The organism is Acidocella sp. C78 (genome assembly GCF_907164655.1).
On sequence record NZ_CAJQZK010000093.1, the window covers coordinates 1 to 26,893 of the forward strand.

Annotated in this window: 16 protein-coding genes, 2 tRNA genes and 2 pseudogenes; 5 read left to right on the forward strand and 15 right to left on the reverse strand. The window is 69.0% G+C overall.

What is annotated here, in order from left to right:
• Together ACIDOCELLA78_RS95345 and ACIDOCELLA78_RS95350 are read right to left on the reverse strand one after the other, a co-directional pair.
• On the reverse strand, window positions 1-439 hold a 439-nt coding region (locus ACIDOCELLA78_RS95345), incomplete at its 3' end, for a putative inorganic carbon transporter subunit DabA (RefSeq protein ID WP_201729699.1).
• A gap of 13 nt (window positions 440-452) precedes the next feature.
• On the reverse strand, window positions 453-1,823 hold the full coding sequence (locus ACIDOCELLA78_RS95350; RefSeq protein WP_201729700.1) for a proton-conducting transporter membrane subunit: 1,371 nt from the start codon (window positions 1,821-1,823) through the stop codon (window positions 453-455).
• Between the two features lie 99 nt (window positions 1,824-1,922).
• On the opposite strand from ACIDOCELLA78_RS95350, the gene ACIDOCELLA78_RS95355 reads away from it, so the two are divergent.
• The gene (locus ACIDOCELLA78_RS95355; RefSeq protein ID WP_201729701.1) at window positions 1,923-2,786 is read left to right on the forward strand and encodes a LysR substrate-binding domain-containing protein; all 864 of its coding nucleotides are present in this window, start codon (window positions 1,923-1,925) and stop codon (window positions 2,784-2,786) included.
• Window positions 2,787-3,021: 235 nt separating this feature from the next.
• Here ACIDOCELLA78_RS95355 and ilvD read toward each other — a convergent pair whose 3' ends face one another.
• From ilvD to ACIDOCELLA78_RS95390, 7 genes and pseudogenes are all read right to left on the reverse strand, one after another.
• Window positions 3,022-4,872 (reverse strand): dihydroxy-acid dehydratase, encoded by a 1,851-nt coding sequence (ilvD, locus tag ACIDOCELLA78_RS95360; RefSeq protein ID WP_201729702.1) that lies wholly within the window; start codon window positions 4,870-4,872, stop codon window positions 3,022-3,024.
• Between the two features lie 61 nt (window positions 4,873-4,933).
• Window positions 4,934-5,140: a ribbon-helix-helix domain-containing protein gene (locus ACIDOCELLA78_RS95365; RefSeq protein WP_201729703.1), complete on the reverse strand. Its 207-nt coding sequence runs from the start codon at window positions 5,138-5,140 to the stop codon at window positions 4,934-4,936.
• The gene (locus tag ACIDOCELLA78_RS95370) at window positions 5,137-7,713 is read right to left on the reverse strand and encodes an MMPL family transporter (RefSeq protein ID WP_201729704.1); all 2,577 of its coding nucleotides are present in this window, start codon (window positions 7,711-7,713) and stop codon (window positions 5,137-5,139) included. Before ACIDOCELLA78_RS95370 ends, ACIDOCELLA78_RS95365 begins: the two co-directional genes overlap by 4 nt.
• 121 nt (window positions 7,714-7,834) lie before the next feature.
• Window positions 7,835-8,818 carry a TAXI family TRAP transporter solute-binding subunit gene (locus tag ACIDOCELLA78_RS95375; protein WP_201729705.1) on the reverse strand — a complete coding sequence of 328 codons (984 nt, stop codon included), beginning with the start codon at window positions 8,816-8,818 and terminating at the stop codon, window positions 7,835-7,837.
• Window positions 8,819-8,926: 108 nt separating this feature from the next.
• Window positions 8,927-9,876 (reverse strand): annotated as a pseudogene (gene pip, locus ACIDOCELLA78_RS95380) (prolyl aminopeptidase).
• Window positions 9,863-10,926: pseudogene (locus ACIDOCELLA78_RS95385) on the reverse strand (DegT/DnrJ/EryC1/StrS family aminotransferase). Before ACIDOCELLA78_RS95385 ends, pip begins: the two co-directional pseudogenes overlap by 14 nt.
• A 99-nt stretch (window positions 10,927-11,025) precedes the next feature.
• Window positions 11,026-12,927, reverse strand: coding sequence for a nucleoside-diphosphate sugar epimerase/dehydratase (locus ACIDOCELLA78_RS95390; RefSeq protein ID WP_201729706.1), 1,902 nt, complete (start codon window positions 12,925-12,927; stop codon window positions 11,026-11,028).
• 134 nt (window positions 12,928-13,061) lie between these two features.
• On the opposite strand from ACIDOCELLA78_RS95390, the gene putA reads away from it, so the two are divergent.
• A complete protein-coding gene (putA, locus tag ACIDOCELLA78_RS95395; RefSeq protein ID WP_201729707.1) occupies window positions 13,062-16,871 on the forward strand; it encodes a trifunctional transcriptional regulator/proline dehydrogenase/L-glutamate gamma-semialdehyde dehydrogenase in 3,810 nt (1,269 codons plus the stop codon).
• 124 nt (window positions 16,872-16,995) lie between these two features.
• On the opposite strand, the gene alaS is transcribed toward putA, so the two are convergent.
• On the reverse strand, window positions 16,996-19,632 hold the full coding sequence (alaS, locus tag ACIDOCELLA78_RS95400) for an alanine--tRNA ligase (protein ID WP_201729708.1): 2,637 nt from the start codon (window positions 19,630-19,632) through the stop codon (window positions 16,996-16,998).
• A 212-nt stretch (window positions 19,633-19,844) separates the two neighbouring features.
• Here alaS and aat point away from each other — a divergent pair, with 212 nt between their 5' ends.
• Entirely contained in the window at window positions 19,845-20,537 is a 693-nt protein-coding gene (gene aat / locus ACIDOCELLA78_RS95405) for a leucyl/phenylalanyl-tRNA--protein transferase (protein WP_201729709.1), read from the forward strand.
• A gap of 7 nt (window positions 20,538-20,544) precedes the next feature.
• Here aat and ACIDOCELLA78_RS95410 read toward each other — a convergent pair whose 3' ends face one another.
• From ACIDOCELLA78_RS95410 to ACIDOCELLA78_RS95430, 5 genes are all read right to left on the reverse strand, one after another.
• A complete protein-coding gene (locus tag ACIDOCELLA78_RS95410; protein WP_201729710.1) occupies window positions 20,545-21,444 on the reverse strand; it encodes an NAD-dependent epimerase/dehydratase family protein in 900 nt (299 codons plus the stop codon).
• 10 nt (window positions 21,445-21,454) lie between these two features.
• Window positions 21,455-22,435, reverse strand: a complete 981-nt coding sequence (gmd, locus tag ACIDOCELLA78_RS95415; RefSeq protein ID WP_201729711.1) for a GDP-mannose 4,6-dehydratase — start codon at window positions 22,433-22,435, stop codon at window positions 21,455-21,457.
• Window positions 22,436-22,529: 94 nt separating this feature from the next.
• Complete coding sequence (gene recA, locus ACIDOCELLA78_RS95420; RefSeq protein ID WP_201729712.1) at window positions 22,530-23,561, reverse strand: recombinase RecA; 1,032 nt, start codon at window positions 23,559-23,561, stop codon at window positions 22,530-22,532.
• A gap of 169 nt (window positions 23,562-23,730) precedes the next feature.
• The gene (locus tag ACIDOCELLA78_RS95425) at window positions 23,731-24,756 is read right to left on the reverse strand and encodes an aldose epimerase family protein (RefSeq protein WP_201729713.1); all 1,026 of its coding nucleotides are present in this window, start codon (window positions 24,754-24,756) and stop codon (window positions 23,731-23,733) included.
• 26 nt (window positions 24,757-24,782) lie between these two features.
• A complete protein-coding gene (locus ACIDOCELLA78_RS95430; RefSeq protein WP_201729714.1) occupies window positions 24,783-26,414 on the reverse strand; it encodes an acyl-CoA dehydrogenase family protein in 1,632 nt (543 codons plus the stop codon).
• Window positions 26,415-26,516: 102 nt separating this feature from the next.
• Between ACIDOCELLA78_RS95430 and ACIDOCELLA78_RS95435 the strand changes: the two genes are divergently transcribed.
• Together ACIDOCELLA78_RS95435 and ACIDOCELLA78_RS95440 are read left to right on the forward strand one after the other, a co-directional pair.
• A tRNA-Gly gene (locus ACIDOCELLA78_RS95435) sits at window positions 26,517-26,590 on the forward strand.
• 97 nt (window positions 26,591-26,687) lie between these two features.
• Window positions 26,688-26,764: transfer RNA gene (locus tag ACIDOCELLA78_RS95440), tRNA-Trp, on the forward strand.
• The last annotated feature ends 129 nt before the right edge of the window (window positions 26,765-26,893 follow it).

Sequence of the window (26,893 nt, forward strand, 5' to 3'; positions counted from 1 at the left end):
CGGCGCACCAGCGGGCGACGAGCATCGCGGCGGGATCGGCGGGCGCGGGCACCGGCGGTGATGGCGGTAGGTCGAACAATCGTGCCATCAGGCAGTCCAACGGGGTGACGTCCGGGCCGAGGCTGTGGAAGGCGGCGTCCAGCCCGCCGAGCCGGTCGATCGCGACATCGCGCACGGCATCGCGCGGTGGCTGGCCCTGTTGCGCGAGGCTGCGCCAGAGATCGAGCTTCAGCGCCGCGCGGGCGCCATACTGCCGGGCCCCGGCGCGGATCGCGGTTTCGAACGGATGGTCCTCGAAGGCGGCGAGCGGGTTGACCGCGATGGCGCCATCCAGCGGCCAGAGCGCAGGTACGGCGCGCGCGGCGGCGGCGATCTGGGCGTCCAGCGTTTCGGTGGCCCCGGAAGCGGCGAAGGTGGGTCTGGCGAGATCGACATTCATGGGTCTGGTCCTTTCAGGCGTTCAGCAGCCGGACATGCAGCGGGCGGGGCAGGCCGGATCCGCCCTGGCGCAGCAGCGCCTGCGCGACGCCGCCGGCGAGGAAGACGGCCGCCAGCGCGAACACGAGGCCATCGCCGCCGACGGGTATGGCGGGCGGGGCGGCGAGCAGGGCTTCGGTTGCGCCAAGCCCGGCCAGGTACAAGCCCGACAGAATGGGCAGCAGCAGGATCAGCCGGGGCGTGCCGACCGAGAGGGCGGCGCCGAGCCCGGTGGCGATGGCGAGGGCGGTGGGCAGCAGCGCTGCGCCTGTGACGATGCCTTGGGCATCGAGCCAGGCGATCGCGGCGAGGGCGAGCAGCGCGGCGAGCGCGGTGGTGGCCGCGCCTTGCGGCCGCCCCGGCCGCAGGGCCGGGCCGATGGCGGCGCCTGAGCCGAGGAACAGCCATGCCTTGAACAGGCCGTGCGCGATCAGATGCCAGAGGGCTGCGGCATCGCCGCCGAGGCCGCAGGTCAGGATCATGAAGCCCATCTGCGCGATGGTCGATCCGGCGAGGGACTGTTTGATCTCCGGCCGGACGAGTTGGAGGAAGCCTCCCCAGACCGCCGCGAACAGGCCGGCGCCGATGGCCAGCGCCTGCACTGCCGGGGCTGCGGCGAGCACGGCGGTGAAGCGGATCAGCAGGAACCCTCCGGCATTGACGAGGCCGGCATGCATCAGGGCGGAGACGGGGGTTGGCGCCGTCATCGAGCGCATCAGCCAGGTGGAGAATGGCGGCAGGGCCGAGCGCGCCATCGCGGCGAGCAGAAGGAGCCCGGCGGCAAGCCCGCGGAGCACGGCCGGCAGCGATGCGGCGCCGTTGATCATCGCCGCAAGGTTCGTCGAGCCCGCATGAGCGCCGAGCAGCGCGAGGGCAGCAAGGAGAGCCGCATCGCCGATCGCGAAGGCGCGCCGTGCCTGCTGCGCGGCGGCGGCGGCGGCGTGCGAGCCGGCATGGCCGATCAGCGCGGCGAGGAGCTGGCCGCTGGCGAACCAGACCGGCAGGAACACCAGCGCATCGCCGGTACGGACGAGCACGAGAACCGAGGCGAGCAACAGCGAAACCCGGATTGCATAAAGGCGGCGGCTCGGGTCGGCGCGCATGTAGCGGGTGGAGAAGGACTGCACCACGGCGCCCACGAAACTGGTGAGCAGGGTGAGGCTCGCGGCGAGCCCGTCGGTCGGGCCCGGAGCGGCCCAGCGCTGCGCGATCAGCCCGGCGGCGGCGGCGAGGCTCGCCCAGCCCGCGCGTTCCGCGCGCCGCAGACTGCGCTCTCCGCCGCGATCCGCCGCGGCGAGCGCGGCGCCACCAAGGGCGAACCAGGCGGGAAAATAAGAAAAATCCATGTGCGGCCTCCTTCCCGCAATCCGGTATGACAGAGGCATTGATTTGTGAAACGAGTTATCGATATCTCAAACATTGAAAATGCTAATGATGAGGCGCCGATGCCCCTTCGCACCCTGGATCTCGACCTCCTGCGCAGCTTTGTAACGATCGCCGATGCGGGCGGTTTCACCCGCGCCGGGGAGATGCTGGGGCGCACGCAATCCGCCGTGAGCCTGCAGATGAAGCGCCTCGAGGAGATGCTCGGCCGGCCGGTCTTCGTGCGTGGGCCGCGCCATCTGCGCCTGACCGACGAGGGGGAGCGTCTGCTCGGCCATGCGCGCCAACTGCTGCGGTTGAACGATGCGGCGCTTGCCGATCTGCTTGAGCCGGAAGTGGTGGGGCTGGTGCGGCTCGGCGTGCCGGAGGATTTCGCGACGGTGCATCTGCCAAAGGTTCTGGCGGCGTTCGTGGATGCGCATCCGCGTGTCGAGCTGGAGGTGACCTGCGACCTGACCCTCAATCTTGAAGAGGGATTCCGGGCCGGCCGATTCGACCTTGTGCTGGTGAAGCGTGAGCCGGATGTCGCGCTGGATGGCACGCGGGTGTGGCGTGAGCCGCTGGTGTGGGTGGCGCGGGACCGGCTTTCGGTGCCCGGGGAGGGGCCGGTGCCGTTGATCGTCTCGCCGCAGCCCTGCGTCTATCGGCGGCGGGCGATCGCGGCGCTGGATGCGGTCGGCTGCCCCTGGCGCTGCGCCTATACCTCGACCAGCCTGGCCGGCACCCAGGCGGCGGTTCGCGCCGGGCTCGGCGTTGCCGTGCTACCGCGTGAAATGTGCCCGGATTTTCTGACGCCGCTGCCGCAGGGCGACAGGTTGCCGCCACTCGCCGATACCGAGATCGCGCTGATCGAATTGCCGGGTGCCTCCGCAACAGCACATCGGTTTGCCCAGCACGTCGCCGCGGCCCTCGAACGCGGTGCTTGAAACATCATCCGATCAGATCGGGTCATCTGATCGGACAAAGATGCTCAAATTATCAATATCATAGAGCGTGGCATCATCCCCGCCGCACCTGCCGCCAGACCTTGCGCGCACCGTCGACCTTGAAAATCTCCGCGAACGCGCGCCGGATATTCGCCTCAAGCGACTGATTCCGCCGGGCGAATTCCGACCGCCTCTCGGAGCATTCGAACGGGGAGCAGACTGGGATGATGTTCTGTCACCCGCGCTGAACCTGCGTCACATCGCGGACCGCGCCATTGGCCGCACTCGTGGTCAGCGCGGCATAGGCCTGGAGAGCGGCGGAGACGAAGCGCTCGCGCGCCGCCGGCTTCCAAGCCGCCTTGCCCTTCGCCTCCATCGCGGCGCGCCGTGCTGCGAGTGTCGCCTCGTCGAGCTTCACGTCAAGCTTGCGGTTCGGGATGTCGATGGCGACGATGTCGCCCTCCTCGACCAGCCCGATCGCCCCGCCCTGGGCCGCTTCCGGCGAGATATGCCCGATCGACAGCCCCGCCGTGCCGCCGGAGAACCGCCCGTCGGTGATCAGCGCACAGGATTTTCCGAGGCCCTTCGATTTGAGATACGAGGTCGGATACAGCATTTCCTGCATTCCCGGCCCGCCTTTCGGACCCTCGTAGCGGATGAGCACCACGTCGCCCGCCTTGACCTTGTCACCGAGAATGCCGGCGACCGCGTCTTCCTGGCTCTCGAAGATCCGTGCTGGCCCCTCGAAGACGAGGATCGAGGAATCAACCCCCGCTGTCTTCACGATCGCGCCGTCGAGCGCGATGTTGCCATACAGAACCGCGAGCCCGCCATCCTTGCTGAACGCATGTTCGGCGTCGCGGATCACACCCGTCTCGCGGTCAAGATCGAGGCTCTCGTAGCGCCGGCTCTGGCTGAAAGCCTCGGTTGTCCGCACCCCGCCGGGAGCCGCGCTGTAAAGCGTTTTCGCCGTCTCGCCGCCGCGCATCACGTCCCAGCGGTCGATCGCCTCGCCGATTGTCTTCTCGTGCACCGTGGTGCAATCGCGATGGATCAGCCCGGCGCGGTCGAGCGCGCCGAGAATGGCCATGATGCCGCCGGCGCGGTGCACGTCCTCCATGTGGACATTGCTGACCGAGGGCGAGACCTTGCAGAGATTGGGCACCCGGCGCGAGAGTCGGTCGATGTCCGCCATGGTGAAGTCGAGTTCCGCCTCGCGGGCCGCCGCGAGCAGATGCAGCACCGTATTGGTCGAGCCGCCCATCGCGATATCGAGCGACATCGCGTTCTCGAACGCCTTGAACCCGCCGATACGGCGCGGCAGCACGCCCTCGTCGTCCTGCTCGTAATAGCGCCGGGCGAGATCGACGATCTGCCATCCGGCCTCGACGAACAGCCGCTTGCGGTCGGCGTGGGTGGCGAGCAGCGAGCCGTTGCCCGGCAGCGCGAGGCCGAGCGCCTCGGTCAGGCAGTTCATCGAATTGGCGGTGAACATGCCCGAGCACGAACCGCAGGTCGGGCAGGCGGAGCGTTCCATTACCGCGGCCTGCTCGTCGGTCTTGGTCGGGTCGGCGGCGACGACCATGGCGGTGATCAGGTCGGCGGCCTTGGTTTCGCCATCGGCGATGTATTTGCCCGCCTCCATCGGCCCGCCCGAGACGAAGATGGTCGGGATGTTCAGCCGCATCGCCGCCATCAGCATGCCCGGCGTGATCTTGTCGCAGTTGGAAATGCAGACCAGCGCGTCGGCGCAATGGGCGTTGACCATGTATTCCACCGCATCGGCGATCAGTTCGCGCGAGGGCAGCGAATACAGCATCCCGCCATGGCCCATGGCGATCCCGTCATCGACGGCGATGGTGTTGAACTCCTTCGCCACCCCGCCGGCGGCCTCGATCTCGCGGGCGACGAGCTGGCCCAGATCCTTCAAGTGCACATGACCGGGCACGAACTGGGTGAAGGAATTGGCGATGGCGATGATCGGCTTGCCGAAATCCGCATCGCCCATGCCGGTCGCGCGCCAGAGCGCGCGGGCGCCCGCCATGTTGCGGCCGTGGGTGGAGGTGCGGGAACGGTATTGGGGCATGGTGTCTCGTTTCCAGTCTGGCAATTTTGCCGATTACTATAGGGTCAGGGAAGATGCCGCGCTACCCTCCGGCGATCAGGGCGAACACCCGCAGCGCCGAGGCGAGCGGGCGTTCGGGGTCGCGCGATGCGTCCACCTCGCCGACCAACGTGCCGAGCGCCACGCCGCGCCGCGCCGCCGCCGCCTCCAGCGCCGCCCAGAATTCCGGCTCTAGCGCCACGCTGGTCCGATGCCCCGAGAGCGACAGGCTGCGCTTTTCAAGCGTCATTCGCGTCGCGGCAGCAGGGAGAGCAGCGCGGGCAGGAACACGAAAGTGGCGATCAGCACCGCCACCAGGCTCAGCAGCAGCAATTCGCCAAGGCTCGCCGTGCCACGATCGCGCGAGGCCGCGAGCGAGCCGAAGGCGGTGCCGGTGGTCAGCGCCGAGAACAGCACCGCCCGCGCCGTAGCCGAGCCCAGCAAATGTTTCATCCCGTCGCGCCAGTTCATCACGAAATACACGTTGAACGATACGCCGACCCCGAGCAGCAGCGGCAGGGCGATGATGTTCGCGTAGTTCAGCTGCAGCCCTGCGAGATGCGCGAACAGCGCGGTCAGAAAGGCCGACAGCGCCAGGGTCAGCACCACCAGCGCCGAATCCCGCGCCGAGCGGAGAAACAGCATCAGAATCAGCGCGATCGCGACGGCGGCCAGCGCCGCGGCCTCGCGGAAGGCACCGAGAATCGTATCCGCCGTCGCCACGGTGGTCGCGGCCGGCCCGGCGGCGACCGGCACCACCGTCTCCACCGCCCGCACGAAGCGCCACAGCCCCGCCGAGCGCTGCGCCGCCGCGGTCGGGATCACCTGCACCCGCACCGCGCCATCCGGTAGGAACCAGTCGCGCTTTACCGAGGCCGGCAGGTTCGTCGCGGTGATCTCCCGCGCCGAGAGCGCCTGGTTCAGCCGCTTCAGCGCATCCGGTAGATAGCGGGTGAGGGCGGCGTTCATCGCCATCACCCGCGCGTCGGGAGCCGATTTCAGCTGCGCCAGCGCGGCGCCGATCCCGCGCAGCGGCGAGGTCTTTGGCAGCTTGCTCTCTACCGAGGCGATGGCCGCCGCCGCCTGTGCCGCCGCCGCGCGCAGGCGCTGCGGCGTCACTGCCGGCGGCGTGCCCGTGGCAAGGCTCGGCGCGAGAATGTCCTGGGTCTGCCGGATCATGCCGAGCTTGGCGCTCTGGTGCAGCGGCACGAAGGTTGCCCCGGAAATGACCTGCGCCACCTCGGGCAGCTTGCCAAGCCGCGCCGAAAGATCGCGCGCCTCCCCAACATCCTTCGCCAGGACGTTGATATAGAAAGGATTCGTTACCGATTTTCCGAGCAGGGACTGCAACGTCCGCATCGCCTCGGTATTGGGGTTCTGGGTATCGAGCGGGTTGGCGTCGAATTGCAGCGTCGCGGCCGCAAGAATCCCGGCGAGGGCGATTGCGGCGAACACGCCGAGCACCACGCGGCCATGGCGGCGCAGTGTGCCATCGGCCCAGTCGCCGATCGGAAAGCCGATCCGTTCCGCCTCGCCGCGCGGCCGGGTGAAGGCCAGCAGGGCTGGCAGGAAGCTGATCGTGCAGAAGAAGGCGATCACCATGCCGATGCCGGCGATCAGCCCCAACTCCGCCACGCCGACGAAGCTGGTCGGCACGAAAGCGAGAAAGCCGCAGGCGGTCGCCCCGGCGGCCAGCGCGATCTGCAGCCCCGCCTCGTCGGCGGCGCCGATCAGCGCCAGCGCCGGATCGTCCACCCGGTGGCGCACGTCGCGCAGCCGCACGCAGAACTGGATGGCGAAATCGACCGCGAGCCCGACGAACAGAATCGCGAAGGCGACCGAAATGAGGTTCAGCGTGCCGATGGCGAGGGCAGCGAAGCTGATCGTCAGTGCCAGCCCGGCCAGCAGCGTGGCGAGGATCGGCACGATCATCCGCCACGACCGCACCGCCAGCACGAGCCAGAGCGTGATCAGCGCTGTGCTGATCAGCAGGCCGGCCACCATCCCCTGGGTCAGGCTCGCGAATTGCTCGTCCGAGAGCGGTATCTGCCCGGTATAGCTGATCCGCGCCGCGCCATCCTTCACCTCCGGCAGTCCGGCGATGATCCGCCGCAGCGCCGCCGTCGCCACCCCGCCGGGTTGCAGCGCGCCATGATCGAGCACCGGATGGATCAGCACGAAACGCACATCGCCCTGCTCGGCCGCCACCCCCGGCATCAGCAGCGATTGCCATGACAGCGGCGTTGCGTGGCCCGCGGCGGCGGCGGCGAGCGCCTTGCGGAACGTGTCGAGCTGGGCGCGGTACGGGGCAAGATTGGCCTGCCCGGCGCCAACGCCCACCGCCATCAGGTCGAGCGCCTTGAACAGCCCGGCGGCGGAGGGATCGGCCGAGAGCTGGCCGAGAAAAGGCTGCGCGATCACGATCGCGTTCAGCAATGTCGCGAGCTGGGTCTCGGGCAGCAACAGCAGCCCGTCGCGGTCGTAGAAACTGCCGGTGCCGGGGCGCGTGGCGTCGTGGAAATGAACCTTGTCTGCCGCCACCTTCGCGGCGAGCGCCCTTGCCGCCGCATCCGCGGTTTCCGGCACATCGGCGCGCACCACCGCGACAATGAGGTTCTGGAACTGCGGAAACGCCTTGTCGAATTTCATCTGCTCCTGCCGCCAGGGCAGGCTGGCCGCGAAGAGGTGATCGGTATTGGTGTCGATGCCGAGATGCGTCGCGGTGTAGGCGAGCCCCAGTACGATGGCGGCGAGATAGGCCGCGATCACCGAGCGCGCGTGGCGTCGGCTCAGGGCAACCGCGGTCATGATCAGTCTTCGCATCGAACGGGTCCGCTCAAGAATCGTATGAAGGGGGCCGAAGCGTCACCCGATGGGGAACCGACGCCCGGATATGCCAATGACATAATGAACTACATCCGACCCTGATGGATCGGAAAGTGCTCTAGCCGCGGATGAGCGCATCCGGCACGCCGAGCCCCACCTTGCGCAATGCCGCCGCCGCGCCGGGGTGAAAGGGTACGGGCGAGCTGCGGTCGATCCAGTCCGGGCCAAGCCGCGCAGGGCCGCTGCCGGGCAGCCCGCGCAGCAATTCCGTCCGGTGGAGCATCGCCGTCGTCGTCACCGCGCCGGCAATGCTCCCCGGCAGGCTCACCGCGCCGATGGCGATGGCTTCGGAGCCGATCGTCGCCACGGGAGCGGACAAATGGGGTAGCGTATGCCGCCCGATCACCGCGGCGCCGATGCCCGGCAGCGCTTTTGCCGCCGCCGTGATCTCGTCATGCGCGAAGCCGATCAGGTTGAAGCCGCCCCGCGCGGCGGCCTCGCGCACCGCCGGCAAAGGGGTGATGCCGAAGAACGCGCAGGCGTCGAGCCGCCCGCGATGCAGCAGGTCGATCTGCTCGCCATAGAGCCCCTCGATCGCCAGCCGGGGCCTGATTCCGGCGGCAGCGAGCGCCGGGAGGGCCAGAACCGCGCCAGCGCCGCCTGCCGGCCCGACGCCGATCACTTTTCCGGCAAGGTCACGCAGCCGACGGATGCGGGATCTTGCCGGGGCGAAAATCTGCAGGCTCGCGCCGCAAATCGGGAACAGGGCTCGAAACCCCTGCAACTTCACGCCGCTGGTCCATGTCCCCCGGCCAGCCCAGGCCTGGTTGGCAACGGCGAGCACCACGAGGCCGAGCTGTGCCGCGTTCTGTTCCACCAGCAGCACATTCGCGGCACTGCCGCCGGAGGCGCGATAGGACAGAGACATCCGCGCCGATTTCTGCGCCGCCTGTCCCCAGGCCTGGCCATAGACCGAAAATCCGCCGCCCGGCTGCCCGGTGCCCATCGTGATGGCGAGTGGAATGGCCGTAATGTCGGAGGCCCGTGCCGCGAGCGGCGCCCCCATCATCGCTCCCAGAACCGCGCGCCGTCCCCGCGCCATATCGTGTCTCCTTGCCATTCGTCGTATTGTATCGCCCGATGCGGGCAAATTCGGGGCAAAGCTGCGCTCCGGACCCGGTTAAAGCCCGAAGTGACCTGTGGGGCAAACTCAGGTCAGATTACGGACCCGCTCCAGCCCGGCCAGCAGCGCCGCGCGAATGCCCGGCTCCAGCGCTGAGTGTCCGGCATCCGGAACCACCGTCAGCCGCGCGGCCGGCCAGGCTGCCGCGAGGTCGAAGGCGGAATTCGGCGGGCAGATCATGTCGTAGCGACCCTGCACGATCTCGCCCGGCACGCCGGCCAGACGCTCCATACCGGCCAGCAACCCGTCCGGCGGCAGGAACAGGTTGTTGAGGAAATAATATGCCTCGATCCGCGCGAGCCCGAGCGAGGTGCGGTCCTGCGCGAAGGCGCTGACCGTCTCGTAGCTTGGCAGCAGCGTCGAGCACGATCCCTCATAGACCGACCAGGCCTGTGCCGCCGGCAGGTGAATGGCCGGATTGGGATCGCAGAGCCGGCGGAAATAACTCCCCAGCACGTCACCGCGCTCCGCCTCGGGCAGGAAGTTCACCAGCGCCGCATGCGCGTCGGGAAAGAAGCGGGCGATCCCTTCAAGAAACCAGTCAACCTCGCTCGGCCGGCCGAGGAAAATGCCGCGCAACACCATCCCCATCACCCGCTCGGGATGCGACTGGGCATAGGCCAGCGCGAGGGTCGAGCCCCAGGAGCCGCCGAACAGCAGGAACTGCCTGATGCCGAGATGCTCGCGCAGCGCCTCGATATCCTCGATCAGCGCCGGCGTCGTGTTCCGCTCCAGGCTGCCCAGCGGCGTCGAGCGCCCGGCGCCGCGCTGGTCGAAGATCACCACCCGCCAGAACGCCGGTCGAAGAAGCGCCGGTGGACCGCGCCCGCGCCGGCGCCCGGCCCGCCATGCAGGAACAGCACCGGACGGCCGCGCGGATTGCCCACCTGCTCCCAGTAGATCACATGCCCGTCGCCGACCGGCAGAGACCCCGTCTGATACGGGCCGACCTCGGGAAACAGGTCACCCCGCGGCATTGGCTGCCCCTTCGAGACAGGCCTCGATCACCCGCGCCACCTGCGCGTCGTCGAGATCGGGATGCAGCGGCAGCGCCATGATCCGCGTCGCCACATCCTCGGAAACGGGCAGCGCCGTACCGTCATGTGCTGCGCGATAGGCCGGCTGGTGATGCAGCGGCTTCGGTAATACACCGCACTCGGCACGCCGCGCGCCCGCAGCCGCGCCTGCATCGCCTCGCGCGCCGCGCCGTCGCGCAGCAGCACCGCATAGATCGCCCAGGCGCTCGAACTCTCCGGCACGCGGATCGGGGTGACGAACGCCGAGACCAGCGCCTCGTCATACCGTCGGGCGATCGTCTCCCGCCGCGCCAGCTCGGCCTCGAACACGTCGAGCTTGGCGAGCAGCACGGCCGCCTGCAACGTGTCCAGCCGTCCGTTCATGCCGATCCGCTGCACGTCGTAGCGCGTCGTCCCCTCGCCATGGGTGCGCAGCGAGCGGTACAGCGCCGCGCGCTCGTCGCTCTCGGTGAACAGCGCGCCGCCATCGCCATAGGCGCCGAGCGGTTTCGAGGGGAAGAAGCTGGTCGCCGTGGCATCCGCGGCACGGCCGAGGCGCTCGCCGCCGAGGGCGGCGCCGAAGGCCTGGGCGCAGTCATCCAGCGTGAACAGCCCGTGCCGGGCGGCGATGTCGCGCAGCGCCGGCCAGGGTGCTGGCTGCCCGAACAGATCGACCCCGACCACCGCTCGCGGCCGCAGCAATCCGGCCGCGCTCACGGCATCGATCCGCGCCTCCAGATGCGCGGGATCGATCTGGAACGTCGCCGGGTCGATATCGACGAAGACAGGCGTAGCACCCAGCAGCAGCGGCACTTCGGCGGTCGCGGTATAGGTGAAGGCCGGCAGAAACACGGCATCACCCGGTCCGATCCCCTCCGCCATCATCGCGATCTGCAGCGCGTCGGTGCCTGAACTCACGCTGACGCAATGCGCCGCCCCGCAGAACGCGGCGAGGCGCTGCTCCAGCTCGGTGACTTCGGGGCCGAGGATGAACTGGCCATGCGCCAGCACGGCGTCGATCCGCGTCCGCAGGCCGGGGCCGAGCCGCGCCTGCTGCGCCTTGAGATCGAGAAACGGAATCGGGGGAAGATCGGTGTCCATCGGCGTTCTCTAGCCGGTCGGGCCCGCCGCGGCGAGGGGTTGCGCGCCGAACTCGGGCACCAGCCTTGCCAGCGCCGCGAGGGCGACGGCGGTCTCGCCGCGCTGGATCAGGGCGGCGAGCTCGTCGAAGGCGCGGCCGACCAGCGCGGCATCGGCCACGCGGGGGGCGGCCATCAGCAGGCCGGGAAACCCGGTCTCGATCGGTCGTTCGGCGCCGTGGAACAGCTCCTCGAACAGTTTTTCCCCCGGTCTGAGCCCGGTGAAGCTAATCGGGATGTCGAGATCGGGCCTGAGTCCGGCAAGGCGGATCATCTGCCGCGCCAGATCAACGATCTTCACCGGCTCGCCCATGTCGAGCACGAAGATCCCGCCCTGTGCGACCGGCAGCGCCGCGTCCGAGCGGCCGACCACGGCGGCCTGCAGCACGAGCGAAACCGCCTCGCGCACCGTCATGAAATAGCGCCGCATGTCGGGATGCGTGACCGTCAGCGGCCCGCCGCGGGCGAGCTGGCGGCGGAACAGCGGCACCACCGAGCCGGTCGAGCCCAGCACGTTGCCGAACCGCACGGTCACGATCCGCATCCCCTCCTGCCGCCGCGCCGCGACGTCGAGCCCCTGGGCATACATCTCCGCCAGCCGTTTCGACGCCCCCATCACCGAGGAGGGATTCACCGCCTTGTCGGTCGAGATCAGCACCATGAGCCCGGCGCCGGCGGCGCGCGCGGCATCCGCCACGTTGCGGGTGCCGAGCGCGTTGGTGGCGATTCCCTCCAGCGGGTTGGCCTCGACGATCGGCACATGTTTCAAAGCCGCCGCGTGAAAGACGAGGTCCGGCCGCCACGCGGCGCAGAGCGCCTCGATCCGCGCGCGATCGCGCACATCGGCGATCACCGCCGCACGCGCGAGGCCGGGCACGAGTTCCGACAGTTCAAGATCGATCTGCCACAGCGCGAACTCGCTTGAATCGAGCAGGACCAGCCGCGCCGGCCCGAACCCCGCGACCTGGCGGGCCAGTTCCGAGCCGATCGAGCCGCCGGCGCCGGTGACCAGCACGCAGCGCCCCTGGATCATCCTCGCCATGCCCTCGCGGTCGAGCGCGACCTGCGGGCGGTTGAGCAGGTCCTCGATGGCGATCGGGCGCAGCGCGGTCTCAGGCTCGCCCGGCGTGGTGGGCGAGAGCGTGGTGGGCCGCGGCGCGCGGGCGGTGCGGATGCCGCGGCGCTCGGCCTCGTCCATGATGTCGCGCAGCGCCGGGCCGACGAGTTCGCGGCTCGCCACCACCAGCACGGCCGGCATCTGCCCGGCCTCGGCCAGGCGGTCGAGCGCCGCCGCCAGCCCGCTCACCTCGCCGAGAATCGGCACATTATGAATGCGTCGCCCGGTTTCCCGCCCCGAACCGGACAGCACGCCGATGACCCGGTAGCGCTGCTGGCTTTCGCGCGAAAGGGCGGCGAGGAACAGTTCGGCGCCCTCGCCATCGCCGAGCAGCAGCGCGGTCTCGGCATCGTCCGACAGCACCTCGCGGCGGCTGCGCGCCATCCGGTAGAGCACGCGCGGCGCCAGCAGCGCGAGGGCCAGCGTAATGATCAGCAGCGGCGGATAGCTCGCCGAGGGCATCCTCGCGCCGACGCCGACAAGCAGCAGCACGATCAGCAACGCGGCGGAGATCGCACTCGCCAGCACCGCGACCGCATCTGGCATGGCAGTGAAACGCCAGTGCTGCCGGGGAAGGCCGAACGGCACGCCGATCAGCCAGATCGCCGCCGACCCGGCAAGTGGGAGGATCGGCGGCGAGGGCATCGGTTTCGCCGGATCGGCAAGCCAGCAGGCGGCGATGACCGCCAGCGCGGCCAGCAGACCGTCAAGCACGAAATTGACCGCGATGCGGATCTGGCTGCGCTGCAACGTCATGACGGTTCGTTTCTAGCGGAAATACGGTCTGCCGCCATAGGGTGCACCGCAGCGACGAATTTGGTTGCACCTTTTTCGACAAAAGGTGTAACTCGCTTTCCATCGCAGGTGCAACCCAAACAGGAGGAACGGCGATGGCTGTCAGCACGATGGGGGTCAAGCTCGACGATCAGGTCCGCACCCGGCTCCGCGCCCTGGCCGAGCGCGAGGGGCGGACGACGCATCACCTCGCCAAGCAGCTCATTCTCGCGGGGCTCGAGCGGCTCGAACGCGGCGAGGCGCTCGACGCCGCCGCCACCGCCGAGGACGATGCGCCCGCCGCCGTGCCCTTCCTCGAATTCGTCCAGGACGTGCAGCCGCAGACGGTGCTGCGCGCCGCGATCACCGCCGCCTACCGAATCCCGGAAACCGACGCGATCGCCGGGCTGATCGAGGGCGCGACCCTGCCCGCCGCCGCCGCGAAACAGGCGCGGGCGACCGCGACCAATCTCGTCACCGCGCTGCGCGCCCGCCGCAATGCCGGCATGGTCGAGACGCTGCTGCAGGAATACGCGCTGTCCAGCCACGAGGGCATCGCGCTGATGTGCCTCGCCGAGGCGCTGCTCCGCATCCCTGACGCCGCGACGCGCGACGCCCTGATCCGCGACAAGATCGGCGCCGGCGACTGGCAGAGCCATCTCGGCGGCAACAAGTCGGTCTTTATCAACGCCGCCACCTGGGGACTGCTGCTCACCGGCAGGCTGAACGCGACCGCGAGCGAGGCCGGCCTGTCCTCGGCGCTGAGCCGGCTGCTCGCCCGCGGCGGCGAGCCGGTTGTCCGCCGCGGCGTGAACATCGCGATGCGGTTGATGGGGGAGCAGTTCGTCATGGGCCGCACCATCGGCGAGGCGCTGGCCAATGCCCGCAAGCGCGAGGCGAAGGGCTTCGCCTATTCCTACGACATGCTGGGCGAGGCGGCACTCACCGCCGCCGACGCCGCGCGCTACTATCGCGATTACGAACAGGCGATCCACGCGATCGGCGCCGCCTCGGGCGGCAAGGGAATCTATCGCGGCCCCGGCATTTCGGTGAAGCTCTCGGCGCTGCACCCGCGCTACGGCCGCGCCCAGCGCGCCCGGGTGATGGAGGAGCTGGCGCCGCGGCTCAAGGCGCTGGCCCTGCTGGCCCGCCGCTACGATATCGGCATCAACATCGACGCCGAGGAAGCCGACCGGCTCGACCTCTCGCTCGACCTGCTGGAAGGTCTCTGCTTCGAGCCGGGCCTCGCCGGCTGGAACGGCATCGGCTTCGTGGTGCAGGCCTACCAGAAGCGCGCGCGCTCGGTGATCGAGTTCCTGATCGACCTCGCCCGCCGCAGCCGCCACCGGCTGATGGTTCGGCTGGTCAAGGGCGCCTACTGGGACAGCGAGATCAAGCGCGCCCAGCTCGACGGGCTGGAAGGCTTCCCGGTCTTCACCCGCAAGATCCACACCGACCTGTCCTATCTCGCCTGCGCGCGGGCGATGCTGGCGTCGCGCACCGAGATCTTCCCGCAATTCGCGACGCATAACGCGCTGACGCTGGCGAGCATCCACGCCCTCGCCGGGCCAGCTTTCGAGGTGGGGGACTACGAGTTCCAGTGCCTGCACGGCATGGGCGAGCCGCTGTATGAGGAAGTCGTCGGCCAGCAGAAGCTCGACCGGCCCTGCCGGATCTACGCGCCGGTCGGCACCCATGAGACGCTGCTGGCCTATCTCGTGCGCCGGCTGCTGGAGAACGGCGCCAACACCTCCTTCGTCAATCGCCTCGCCGATCATCGCGTGCCGGTCGAGGCGCTGATCGAGGACCCGGTCGCCGCGGCAAGGAAGATCGAGCCGCTTGGCGCGCCGCATCCGAAAATCGCGCTGCCAAGCGAGATCCTGGGCGCGCGGCGCAATTCCGCCGGATTCGACCTCTCAAGCGAGCAGCGCCTCGCCTCGCTCGGCTCGGCGCTGCTGGCGAGCCTCGAACAGGACTGGCGCGCCGCCCCGCCGGACGCCGATCCGGCCGCGCCGGGCCGGGCCGTGGTCAACCCCGCGAATACGGCCGACCGCGTCGGCACCGTCATCGAGCCGGATGAGGGCGCGGTCGGCGCCGCTCTCGCCCGCGCCGCCGCCATGGCGCCGATCTGGCAGGCGACGCCTGCCGCCGAGCGCGCCGCGATCCTGCTCCGCGCCGCCGACCTGCTCGAACACCGCATGACCGCGCTGGTCGGGCTGATCGTGCGCGAGGCCGGCAAGTCGCTCCCGGCGGCGATCGGCGAGGTGCGCGAGGCGGTCGATTTCATGCGCTATTACGCGGGCCAGTTGCAGGACGGGTTCGACAACGAGACGCATCGCCCGCTCGGCGTGGTGGCGGCGATCAGCCCGTGGAACTTCCCGCTCGCCATCTTCACCGGCCAGGTGGTCGCCGCACTCGCCGCCGGCAATGTGGTGCTCGCCAAGCCGGCTGAGGAAACCCCGCTGATCGCCGCCCAGGGCGTGCGGATCCTGCACGAGGCGGGCGTCCCGGCGGATGCGGTGCAGCTGCTGCCGGGCGATGGGCGGACCGGGGCCGCGCTGGTCGAGGATGCCAGGGTCTGCGGCGTGGTGTTCACCGGCTCGACCGCGGTGGCAAGGCTGATCCAGGCCACGCTCGCGCGGCGCCTCGACCCTCACGGCATGCCCGTGCCGCTGATCGCCGAGACCGGCGGGCAGAACGCGATGCTGGTCGATTCCTCGGCGCTGCTGGAACAGGCGGTGGGCGATATCGTGACCTCGGCCTTCGATTCCGCCGGGCAGCGCTGCTCGGCGCTGCGCATCCTGCTGGTGCAGGACGACATCGCCGATGCGCTGCTCGCCATGCTGCGCGGCGCGATGGAGGAACTCACTCTGGGGGCAACGGACCGGCTGTCGAGCGATGTCGGCCCGGTGATCACGCGGGAGGCGCGGGACAATATCCGCGCCCATGTCGCTGCGATGGAAGGGCGGGGGCACAAGGTCTTCTCGGTGTCGCTGCCGCCGGAAACCGAAGCTGGCTGGTTCGTGGCGCCGACGATGATCGAAATCGACCATCCCTCGGCGCTGGAGCGCGAGGTGTTCGGGCCGGTGCTGCATGTGGTGCGCTATCGCCGCGAGCAGCGGAATGCGATGATCGAGGCGGTGAACGCGCTGGGCTATGCGCTGACCTTCGGCGTGCATAGCCGGATCGACGAGACGATCGCACAGGCGATCGGCAAGGCCGAGGCGGGCAATATCTACGTCAACCGCAACATCGTCGGCGCCGTGGTCGGCGTGCAGCCCTTCGGCGGGCATGGGCTGTCGGGCACCGGGCCGAAGGCGGGCGGGCCATTCTACCTGCGCCGGCTGCTGGCGCGGCGGCCAATGCCGCATGGCGCCGGCGAGGTCCCGCCGGCGCTGGCGACGCTGATCGGGTGGATGCGGGAGCAGGGGATCGAGACCGCGCCGGCGCTGCGCTATGCAACGGCGGCGTTCCGCGATGCCGAACTGCCGGGTCCGGTGGGCGAGCAGAATACGTTGCGGCTGAAGCCGAAGGGGCTTGTGCTCTGCCGGGCGGCGAGCCCCGAGGGCATGTGGCGGCAGATCGCCGCCTGCCTTGCCACCGGCAATGCGCCGCTGGTGCTGTGCGCCGGGGTCGATTCTGACCTTGCCCGGTTGCCGGCGGCGATCCGCCCGGCGATCGCGCCGGAGGGTTCGGTGGCGCGGGCGGAATTCCACGCCGTGCTGTTCGAGGGGCATCGCGACGCGCTGATCGCGCTGCAAATGGCGCTGGCGGAGCGGGACGGGCCGATCGTGCCGGTCCACGCCCTGCCGGCGGAGGACCATTCCGAGTGGGATTATCCGCTCGAATTCCTCCTCGAGGAGCAGTCGATCAGCGTCAACACCGCGGCGGCGGGGGGTAATGCCAGCCTGATGTCGATCGGCTGATTTATTGCTCTCCCCTCGGCGGTTAGAACCCGTTCCGATCCTTCTGGATCGGAACGGGTTCTATCTTGTCGATAACCAGAGCATCTTTATCCACTCAGATGACTCCATCCGATCGGATGATGCTCTAGCCGCCGATGGATGCGCGGATCGCGGCGAGGGCGTCGTCGGCTTTGCCGCCATCCGGGCCGCCGGCCTGGGCCATGTCCGGCCGACCGCCGCCGCCCTTGCCGCCGACCGCTTCCGAAGCGGTGCGGACCAGGGTGACGGCGTTGAAGCGGTCGGTGAGATCCGGCGAGACGGCGACGACGATGCTCGCCTTGCCCTCGGCGGTGGAAACCAGGGCGGCGATGCCAGAGTCCATCGATTTCAGGATGGAATCCGCCAGCGATTTCAGGTCGCGCGGCGAGACCTCGCCGAGATTGCGGGCGGCAAACTTGATGCCGGCCACCTCCTCGATCTCGGACGCGGCGCCGCCGGTGGCGAGCTTGCGCTGCAGCTCGGCGACCTGCCGCTCGAAGCGCTTTTTCTCCTCGATCAGGGCTGCGATACGGCCTGGAAGTTCGGCGGGGGCGACCTTGAGCGCGGCGGCGGCCTCTTCCAGCAGGTCGGCCTCGGCCTCGGTGGCGGCGAGGGCGGCTTCGCCCGTCACCGCCTCGATGCGGCGGATGCCGGCGGCGACACCCGATTCGGCGAGGATGCGGAAGGCGCCGATATCGCCGGTGCGGCCGACATGGGTGCCGCCGCACAGTTCGATCGAATAGGCCGACTTGTCGCCATCGCCGGCGCCCATCGAGACGACGCGCACCTCATCGCCGTATTTCTCGCCGAACAGGGCCATAGCACCGCGCTTCACCGCCTCGTCCGGCGTCATCAGCCTGGTTTCGACCGCGGCGTTCTCGCGGATGCGGGCGTTGACCTCGCGCTCGACGGCGCGCAGTTCCGCCCCCGTCACCGGGCGGGGCTGGGAGATGTCGAAGCGCAGCCGGTCCGGCGCGTTCAGGCTGCCTTTCTGCGTCACATGCGGTCCGAGAGCGCGGCGCAGCGCCTCGTGCAGCAGGTGGGTCGCCGAATGGTGGGCGCGGATGGCGCCGCGGCGGGCGTGATCGACCTCGGCATGGAGGGAGTCGCCGGGGGCGATCTCACCTTCCTCGATCGTGCCGTAATGGACGAAGAGGTCGCCGGCCTTTTTCTGGGTGTCGGTGACGCGGATGGTGACACCGGGGGCGGTGAGCGTGCCGGTGTCGCCGACCTGGCCGCCACTTTCGGCGTAGAAGGGCGTCTGGTTGAGGATGAGGGCGACCTCCTGCCCGGCCTCGGCGCGGCCGGCGGGGGCGCCGGCCACCACCACGGCGAGGAGGCTCGCATCGCTCTCCTCGGTCGAGTAGCCGAGGAACTCGGTGCCGCCGAGGCGGTCGCGCAGGTCGAGCCAGACGGTTTCGGTCGCGGCATCGCCGGAGCCGGCCCAGGCGGCGCGGGCGCGGGCCTTTTGCTCCGCCATGGCGGCGGTGAAGCCGTCATGGTCGAGGCCGCGACGCTGTTCGCGCAGCGCATCCTCCGTCAGGTCGAGCGGGAAGCCGTAGGTGTCGTAGAGCTTGAAGGCGACCGCGCCCGGGAGTTTCTCGCCCGAGCCGAGTTTCTGCACCTCATCCTCAAGGAGCGAGAGGCCGCGTTCGAGCATGACCGCGAATTTCTGCTCTTCCAGTTTCAGCGTCTCGACGATCAGGGCCTCGGCGCGGGGGAGTTCGGGGAAGGCGACGCCCATCTGCCGGGTGAGGGCGGGGACCAGGCGGTAGATGAAGGGTTCGCGCATGCCGAGCCGGTGGGCGTGGCGCATGGCGCGGCGCATGATCCGGCGCAGCACGTAGCCGCGGCCCTCGTTCGAGGGCAGCACGCCATCGGCGATCAGGAAGGAAGTGGCGCGGAGATGATCCGCGATGACGCGGTGGCTGACCTTGTGCGCGCCGTCGGGATCGGTGTGGGAGACCTCGGCCGAGGCGAGGATGAGGGCGCGCAGCGTGTCGGTATCGTAGTTGTCGTGCTTGCCCTGGAGGATGGCGGCGAAGCGCTCCAGGCCCATGCCGGTGTCGATCGAGGGGCGGGGCAGCGGGTTGCGCACGCCGGCCGGCTCTTCGAGGAACTGCATGAAGACGAGGTTCCAGATCTCGATGAAGCGGTCGCCATCCTCGTCCGGGCTGCCGGGCGGGCCGCCGGGAATGGACGGGCCGTGATCGTAGAAGATTTCCGAGCAGGGGCCGCAGGGGCCGGTATCGCCCATGCGCCAGAAATTGTCGTCGGTCGCGATCCTGATGATTTTCCCGTCCGGCAATCCGGCGATCCGTTTCCAGAGCGAGGCGGCCTCGTCGTCCTCGTGGTAGACGGTGACGAGGAGTTTTTCCTTCGGCAGGCCGAAGTCGCGGGTCAGCAGCGTCCAGGCGTTCTCGATCGCGACATCCTTGAAATAGTCGCCAAAGGAGAAATTGCCGAGCATCTCGAAGAAGGTGTGGTGCCGGGCGGTGTAGCCGACATTGTCGAGATCGTTGTGCTTGCCGCCGGCGCGGACGCATTTCTGCGAGGATGCGGCGCGGACATAGGGCCGGTGCTCATGGCCGGTGAAGACGTTCTTGAACGGCACCATGCCGGCGTTGACGAACATCAGCGTCGGGTCGTTGCGCGGCACCAGCGGTGCCGAGGGCACCACCTCGTGGCCGTTGCGGGCGAAGAAGTCGAGAAAGGTTGCGCGGATGTCGTTGCTGGAGGTCATGGAGCGGCCGGTCATTCCTGAGACATGGTTCTGACTTTGCCATACCGCAGGGTTGCGGCAATGTCATCCGCATGTCAGGTGAAGGCATCGCCGAGGCATCTGTCGATGTGTTGCGAGGGCCTTGCGATCCACCTGAACATAGCGGGAACACGAAGGGGCGGGGTCGACAAGGGCACGGTTGTCGCGCCGTGCGTTTCAGGACATCATCGGTCATGGCCCCGCATGACGCCGAGCTGACCGCCGACCTGCTGCTGCGCGCCTACCGGCTCGGCCTGTTTCCAATGGCGGAGCGGCGGGATTCAGCGACGCTGCATTTTCTCGATCCGGACCGGCGCGGGGTGCTGCCACTCGAGGCATTCCATCTGCCGCGGCGACTGGCCCGCACGCTGCGGGCGACGCCCTGCGAGATCGTCGCCGACCGAGATTTTCCGGCGCTGATCGCCGCCTGCGCGGCACCGGCGCCGGGACGGACGGAAACCTGGATCAATGCCGGAATCGAGCGACTTTTCATCGAACTCCACGAGCGCGGCCATGCTCACAGCGTCGAAGTATGGCGGGATGGCTCGCTGGTTGGCGGGCTTTATGGGCTGGCGATCGGCGGGGCATTTTTCGGCGAGAGCATGGTCTCGCGCGAGCGCGACGCATCGAAGCTGGCGCTGGCGCATCTGGTGGCGCGGTTGCGGCTCGGTGGGTTTACGCTGCTGGACACGCAGTTTCTGACCGCGCATCTGGCCCGGTTCGGCGCCATGGAAGTGACGCGCGCTGCCTATCACGCAAGGCTCGCCTTGGCCGTGGCGCAACCGGCGCGCTGGCTGGCCAATCCGCCGGCGCCGCTGCTCGCTACCGAGATTGCCCTTCTGGCGGCGGGCACAGCCAAATCATCGAGAGCGGGCGAAAAAATTTAATATCAGATTATTGCAGCACGGCGCTGATAATGTCCTGCAGGCTGTGCGTGGGCTGCCAGCCGAGCAGGGTGGCGGCGCGATCGGCATTGCCCGTGGCGCGCGGAATGTCGCTCGGGCGGAGACGGGCCGGGTCCAGCTCGATGGCAACCGGAAGACCGAGTGTGGCGATCATCGCCTCGACCATGTCATGCAGGCGACGCGGCGTGCCGGAGGCGAGGTTGAGGATCGTCGCGTCGGGCAGGTCGTCGAACCGGGCCAGGGCGAGAGCATAGGCGCGGGTGACATCCGCGATGTGCAGGAAATCGCGCTCGGCGTCGAGATTGCCGACGCGCAGCACGGCGGGCGCCTCGCCGGCGGCGATGCGGCGAAGCTGGGCGGCAAATGAACCGAGGGCGAAGGCCTCGCTCTGGCCGGGACCGACATGGTTGAACGGACGCAGGCGCAGCACCCTCAGCCCGGATTCGGCGGCCATCGCGCCGAGGGCAAGATCGGCTGCGGCCTTGCTCGCGGCATAGGTGTTGAGCGGGGCGAGCGGAGCGGACTCGTCAAGCGGCAGGCCGGTGCGGAAGCTGGCGCCATAGCAGTCGGCGCTGCCAGCGTGGATGAGGCGGCAGCGCGGCGCGTGGTCGAGCAGGGCGCGGGCCAGATTGAGCGTGCCATCCAGATTGACGGCGAAGGCGCGCCGCGGATCCTGCCGGGCGGCGGGCACCGCGGCGATGCCGGCAAGATGGATGCACGAATCCGGGGTCGCGGCGCGTATTTCGGCAGCCACCGCATCCGGATCGGTGATGTCGGCGCGCAGCGGCACCAGGGTGGCGTCAGGGAAGCTGGTCGCCAGCGTGGCGCACAGGCGCCGGCCGACAAAGCCGCCAGCACCGGTGACCAGGATGCGGGTGGGCGCTTCCATCGCGTAGAGGCTAGCGCGTGGTTTCGCGCAGGCGGGCGAGGTCGGCCTCGACCATCTCGACAATCATCTGCTCGAGCGAGGTTTCCGGCTGCCAGCCGAGAGCACGATGCGCCTTGGCCGGGTTGCCGAGCAGCACGTCGACCTCGGCGGGGCGGTAAAAGGCGGGATCGATGACGAGGTGCCGCTCGATGTCGAGCCCGGCATGCTCGAAAGCGATCCGGCACATGTCCCGCACCGTGGTGGTGCGGCCGGTGGCGACGACATAATCGTCAGGTGTCTCCTGCTGGAGCATCAGCCACATCGCCTTGACATAGTCGCGGGCGTGGCCCCAGTCGCGCTTGGCGTCGACATTGCCGAGGCGCAACTCGGTGGCGAGACCGAGCTTGATGCGGGCGACGCCGTCGGTGACCTTGCGGGTGACGAACTCCACGCCGCGCAGCGGGCTTTCATGGTTGAAGAGAATGCCGGAGGAGGCGTGCATGCCGAAGCTCTCGCGGTAGTTCACCGTGATCCAGTGGCCGTAGAGCTTGGCGACGGCATAGGGGGAGCGGGGATAGAACGGGGTGGTCTCGCTCTGCATCTCCTCCTGGATCAGGCCATACATTTCCGAGGACGAGGCCTGGTAGAAGCGCGCATCCGGCTTCTCCGCGCGCAGCGCCTCGAGCATGTGGGTGACGCCGATGGCGGTAATGTTCGCAGTCAGGATCGGCTGACGCCAGGACGAGGCGACGAAGGACTGGGCGGCGAGATTGTAGACCTCATCGGGCTGGACCTCCTTGACGATGCGGACGAGGCTGGAGAGGTCAGCCAGATCGCCATCAAGAAGCGTGACGCGGTCGGCGATGCCCAGCCAGCGCAGCCGGTGATCCTCGACACCGCGATGCGAGGAGCGGCGGATCACGCCGAACACCTCGTAACCCTTGCCGAGGAGGAGTTGCGACAGATAGGCGCCGTCTTGGCCGGTGATGCCCGTGATGAGAGCGCGCTTCATAAATTGACCCTGAGCTTTGTTAATAAACGGGGTTGTTAAATACCGGGCGAGCCGAAATCAAGGCGCGGCTCCGGGACGGCCGCTTACGGCGCGGTCATTCGGCGGCTTCGGGCTCGGTTTCGTCGGTGATCATCGCGGCCTCGACCAGATTGGCCTGGGCGCGGATTCGCTGCTCGATCGAGGCGGCGACCTCGGGATTGTCGCGCAGGAACTGCTTCGCGTTCTCGCGGCCTTGGCCGATACGCTGGCTGTCGCAGGAGAACCAGGCGCCGGATTTCTCGACGATGCTGGCCTTCACGCCGAGATCGAGCAATTCGCCGACCTTGGATATGCCCTCGCCATACATGATGTCGAACTCGACCTGGCGGAAGGGCGGGGCGAGCTTGTTCTTGACCACCTTCACGCGGGTCTGGTTGCCGGTGACTTCCTCGCGGTCCTTGATCGAGCCGATGCGGCGGATGTCCATGCGGATCGAGGCGTAGAATTTCAGCGCGTTGCCGCCGGTGGTGGTTTCGGGGTTGCCGAACATGACGCCGATCTTGAGGCGGATCTGGTTGAGGAAGATCACCAGGGTTTTCGAGCGGGAGATCGAGCCGGTGAGCTTCCGCAGCGCCTGGCTCATCAGGCGGGCATGCAGGCCGACATGGCTGTCGCCCATCTCGCCCTCGAGCTCGGCGCGGGGAACCAGGGCGGCCACCGAGTCGACCACCAGCACGTCGATCGCGCCGGAGCGGACCAGGGTGTCGGCGATCTCGAGCGCCTGCTCGCCGGTGTCGGGCTGGGAGATCAGCAGGTTGTCGACATCGACGCCGAGCTTGCGGGCGTAGATCGGGTCGAGCGCGTGCTCGGCATCAACGAAGGCGCAGGTGCCGCCACGCTTCTGTGCCTCGGCCACGGCGTGCAGGGCGAGCGTGGTCTTGCCCGAGGATTCCGGGCCGTAGATCTCGATCACGCGGCCGCGCGGCAGGCCGCCGATGCCGAGGGCGAGGTCGAGCCCGAGCGAGCCGGTGGAAATGACGTCGATCGTCTCGGACTCGCTGCGCGACCCCATGCGCATGATCGAGCCCTTGCCGAAGGCGCGCTCGATCTGGGCCAGGGCGGCGTCGAGTGCCTTGTTCTTTTCCATCGGTAACTCCTGAAGCGTGAGGGGCGGCAGCGTGGGGAACGGTCGGATCATGCAACCTGAACGCGAATTCATCTTAAGGCGTGTGGACCCGTCCGTCGAGGGTGAGTTTTGCATGAAGAGAACATAACAGCAACGCAGTTGATAAGAATTTATTAACTATTTGTTCCCGTCATGTTCCTTTCCGGTCGGTCGTGAAGCGCCAGACGGTGCTGGAACGGAACGCCTCGCCAGGGTCCAGCCTGGTGGAGGGGAAGCCTGCGCGGTTGGGAGAATCGGGAAAATGCTGGGTTTCGAGGGCGATTCCATCGCCCGCGCGGTAAGGCGGCAGGTCGAGCTTGCCGGCGGCATAGACCTGCACGGCGGGCTCGGTGGTCTCGACCGTGAGGATGCGGCCCGAGACGGGGTCGCGCAGGAGCGCGGCGGGTCCGATCACACCTTCCGGCTTGTCGAGCACGAAGCAATGATCCAGCCCGGCGCGGGTGGCGCCGATCGGCTGCGGGCGCATGAGGTCGAGCCAGGTGCCGGCAACCGGGGCGATGGCGCCGGTCGGGATGTTCGCGGGGTCCGCTGGCAGGTAGCGCGCGGCGGCGACGGCAATTTCGTGGTCGAGCGCGGTGCCGCCGCCGGCGAGGTTGAAATAGGCGTGGTTGGTCAGGTTGAGCACCGTGGCGCGGCCGGCGACGCGGGCGGCATAGTCGAGGCGGAACGCGTTGTCCGGCGCCAGCGTGTAGGTGACGTAGACGGTGAGGTCGCCGGGGAAGCCGTTCTCGCCGTCCGGACTGTGCAGGCGGAGGGTGAGGGCGCTGCCGGTGGCGGCGACGATATCCCACACGCGGTGGCTGAAATTGGGCGTGGGGCCGTCGGCCGGGCCGCCATGCAGGGTGTTGGCGCCCTCGTTGGCCGGCAGGGTGTGGCGGACGCCGTCGAGCGTGAAGGCGGCGCCGGCGATGCGGTTGGCGTAGCGGCCGACGAGCGCGCCGAAATAGGGGCTCTTCGTCTCGTAGTCGGCGAGGGTGGGGCAGGTCAGCACGACATTGCCGAGGCGGCCGCGCCGATCGGGGACCAGGAGTTCCTCGACGATGCCGCCATAGTCGAGCAGGCTGACCGACATGCCGGCCGTATTCGCGAGGGTGATCCGCCGCACCTTCGCGCCGGCGCGCGTGGTGCCGTAGGGGGCGATGACGGGTTCGGGCATCGGCGGTCGCTCCTTCAGTCGTTCGGTCAGGCGGCCGGGATGACGGCGGCGCGGGTGAGGAGATCGGTATCACCGCCAGTGGTGCCGGCGGCGCCGAAGGCCAGGGCGGGATGGACGATTCGCGCGGCGATGAAGCGCTCGGCGACGGCAGCCGGGGCGTGACGCAGCAGTAGTGCGGCCGAGAGTGCGAGGGCGAGATGCTCGACGAGGCGGCGGGCGACGGGCTCTGCAGTTTCGGGGCGTTCGAGCATCGCCTCGACGCCGGCGATCAGCGCATCGAGCGCGGTGTCAGCACCACGGGCGGGGGCGAGTTCGGCGGCGAGGGCGGCGGCGGCCTCGGGCGCGCGGGTCAGCGCGCGCAGCACGTCGAGACAGATGATATTGCCGGCCCCCTCCCAGACGCCGTTCAGCGGCGCCTCGCGGTAGAGTCGGGCGATCGGGTGTTCCTCGACGAAGCCGTTGCCGCCGTGGCATTCCAGCGCCTCGGCAAGCAGGGCGGGGGCGCGCTTGCAGGTCCAGTATTTCGCGACCGGGACGATGATCCGGGCGAGGGCGGCTTCGGCGGGGTCGCGCGCGGCGGCGTCGGCCGCGGCGGCGGCGCGCAGGGCGAGCCAGAGCGCCGCCTCGGCCTCCAGCGCCATGTCGGCGAGGACGGCGCGCATCAGCGGCTGGTCGATCAGGGCGCGCTGGAAGGCGCGGCGATGGGCGGCGTGGTGCAAAGCGAGCGAGGTGGCCTGGCGCATCAGCGCCGCGGCGCCGAGCGCGCATTCGAGGCGGGTGAGATGCGCCATCTCGATGATGGTGGCGATGCCGCGGCCCTCGGCGCCGACCATGACCGCCTCCAGCCCGTCGAACTCGACCTCGGCGGAGGCGTTGGAGCGGTTGCCGAGCTTGTCCTTCAACCGCTGGATGCGCACGGCGTTGCGGCTGCCATCGTCGCGCCAGCCCTGGGCGAGGAAGCAGGAGATCGTCTCGCCGGTGCGGGCGAGGGTGAGGAAGAGATCGCTGGCGGGGACCGAGAAGAACCATTTATGGCCGGTCAGCTGCCACGAATCGCCCGCGCGGGTCGCGGTAGTGCGGGTCTGGCGCAGATCGGAGCCGCCCTGTTTCTCGGTCATCGCCATTGCCACGCCGAGCGCCGGCTTCTCGGCCGGCGGCAGCGGGCGCGGATCGTAGCCAGGTGCGAAAATCCGGTCGCGGAAGCGGGCGAGCAGGTCGGGCGCGTGGGCGAGGGCGGCGGCGGCGGCGAAGGTCATCGCCGCAGGACAGCAGACGCCGGGTTCGCCCTGGCCCCAGAGATAGGCCACGGCGGCGCGGGCGACATGGGCGCCGGGGCGGGGCTCGGTCCAGGCCAGGCTGTGGAAGCGGTCGGCACGGATCATGCCCATCAGGCGGTGCCAGGCGGGGTGGTAGGCGACCTCGTCGATGCGGTGGCCTAAGCGGTCGAAGGCGGCGAGTTCGGGCGGGTTGCGATTCGCCTCCCGCGCCAGGGCGCGCAGTTCGGGTGAACCGATTCGGGCGCCGACCGCGGCGAGATGGGGGGCTGCCCAGAAGGCGCCGAAGGCGGAGACCGCTTCGGCAAGGGCGGCATCGGCGGTGAAGGCGTCGTGATCGGGTGGTTCGCCGGCCTGGTTGAAGACCTCATGGGTTGCGACCATTCCGCCAGCATAGACAAGCGGGCGCGGTTTGTCTCGCCCGGGGCCCCGTTCCGCGCGGCTCTATTGATGGCGGCGCGCGCTGCGCCTATACCCGACCACGTTGCGGGTGTAGCTCAATGGTAGAGTTCCAGCCTTCCAAGCTGGCTGTGCGGGTTCGATTCCCGTCACCCGCTCCAGTCTGAACCATCCGGACCCTTGTCCGCACTTGACAGCGGGGCCCGGTCGTTGTGCAAGGCGGACGGATGCACGCGGTTCGCGGGCAGTCCGCGCCGCAGGGGTGTAGCTCAATTGGCTAGAGCGCCGGTCTCCAAAACCGGAGGCTGGGGGTTCGAGACCCTCCACCCCTGCCAGCCGGAACCCCGAGGGCCGGCGCTGGCGGCGATTCTCGGCAGTTTTCATGGAGCAACCTGACATTGGCGTTCAACCCGGCGAAATTCTTGCGCGATGTGCGCAGCGAGGCCTCCAAGACCACCTGGCCG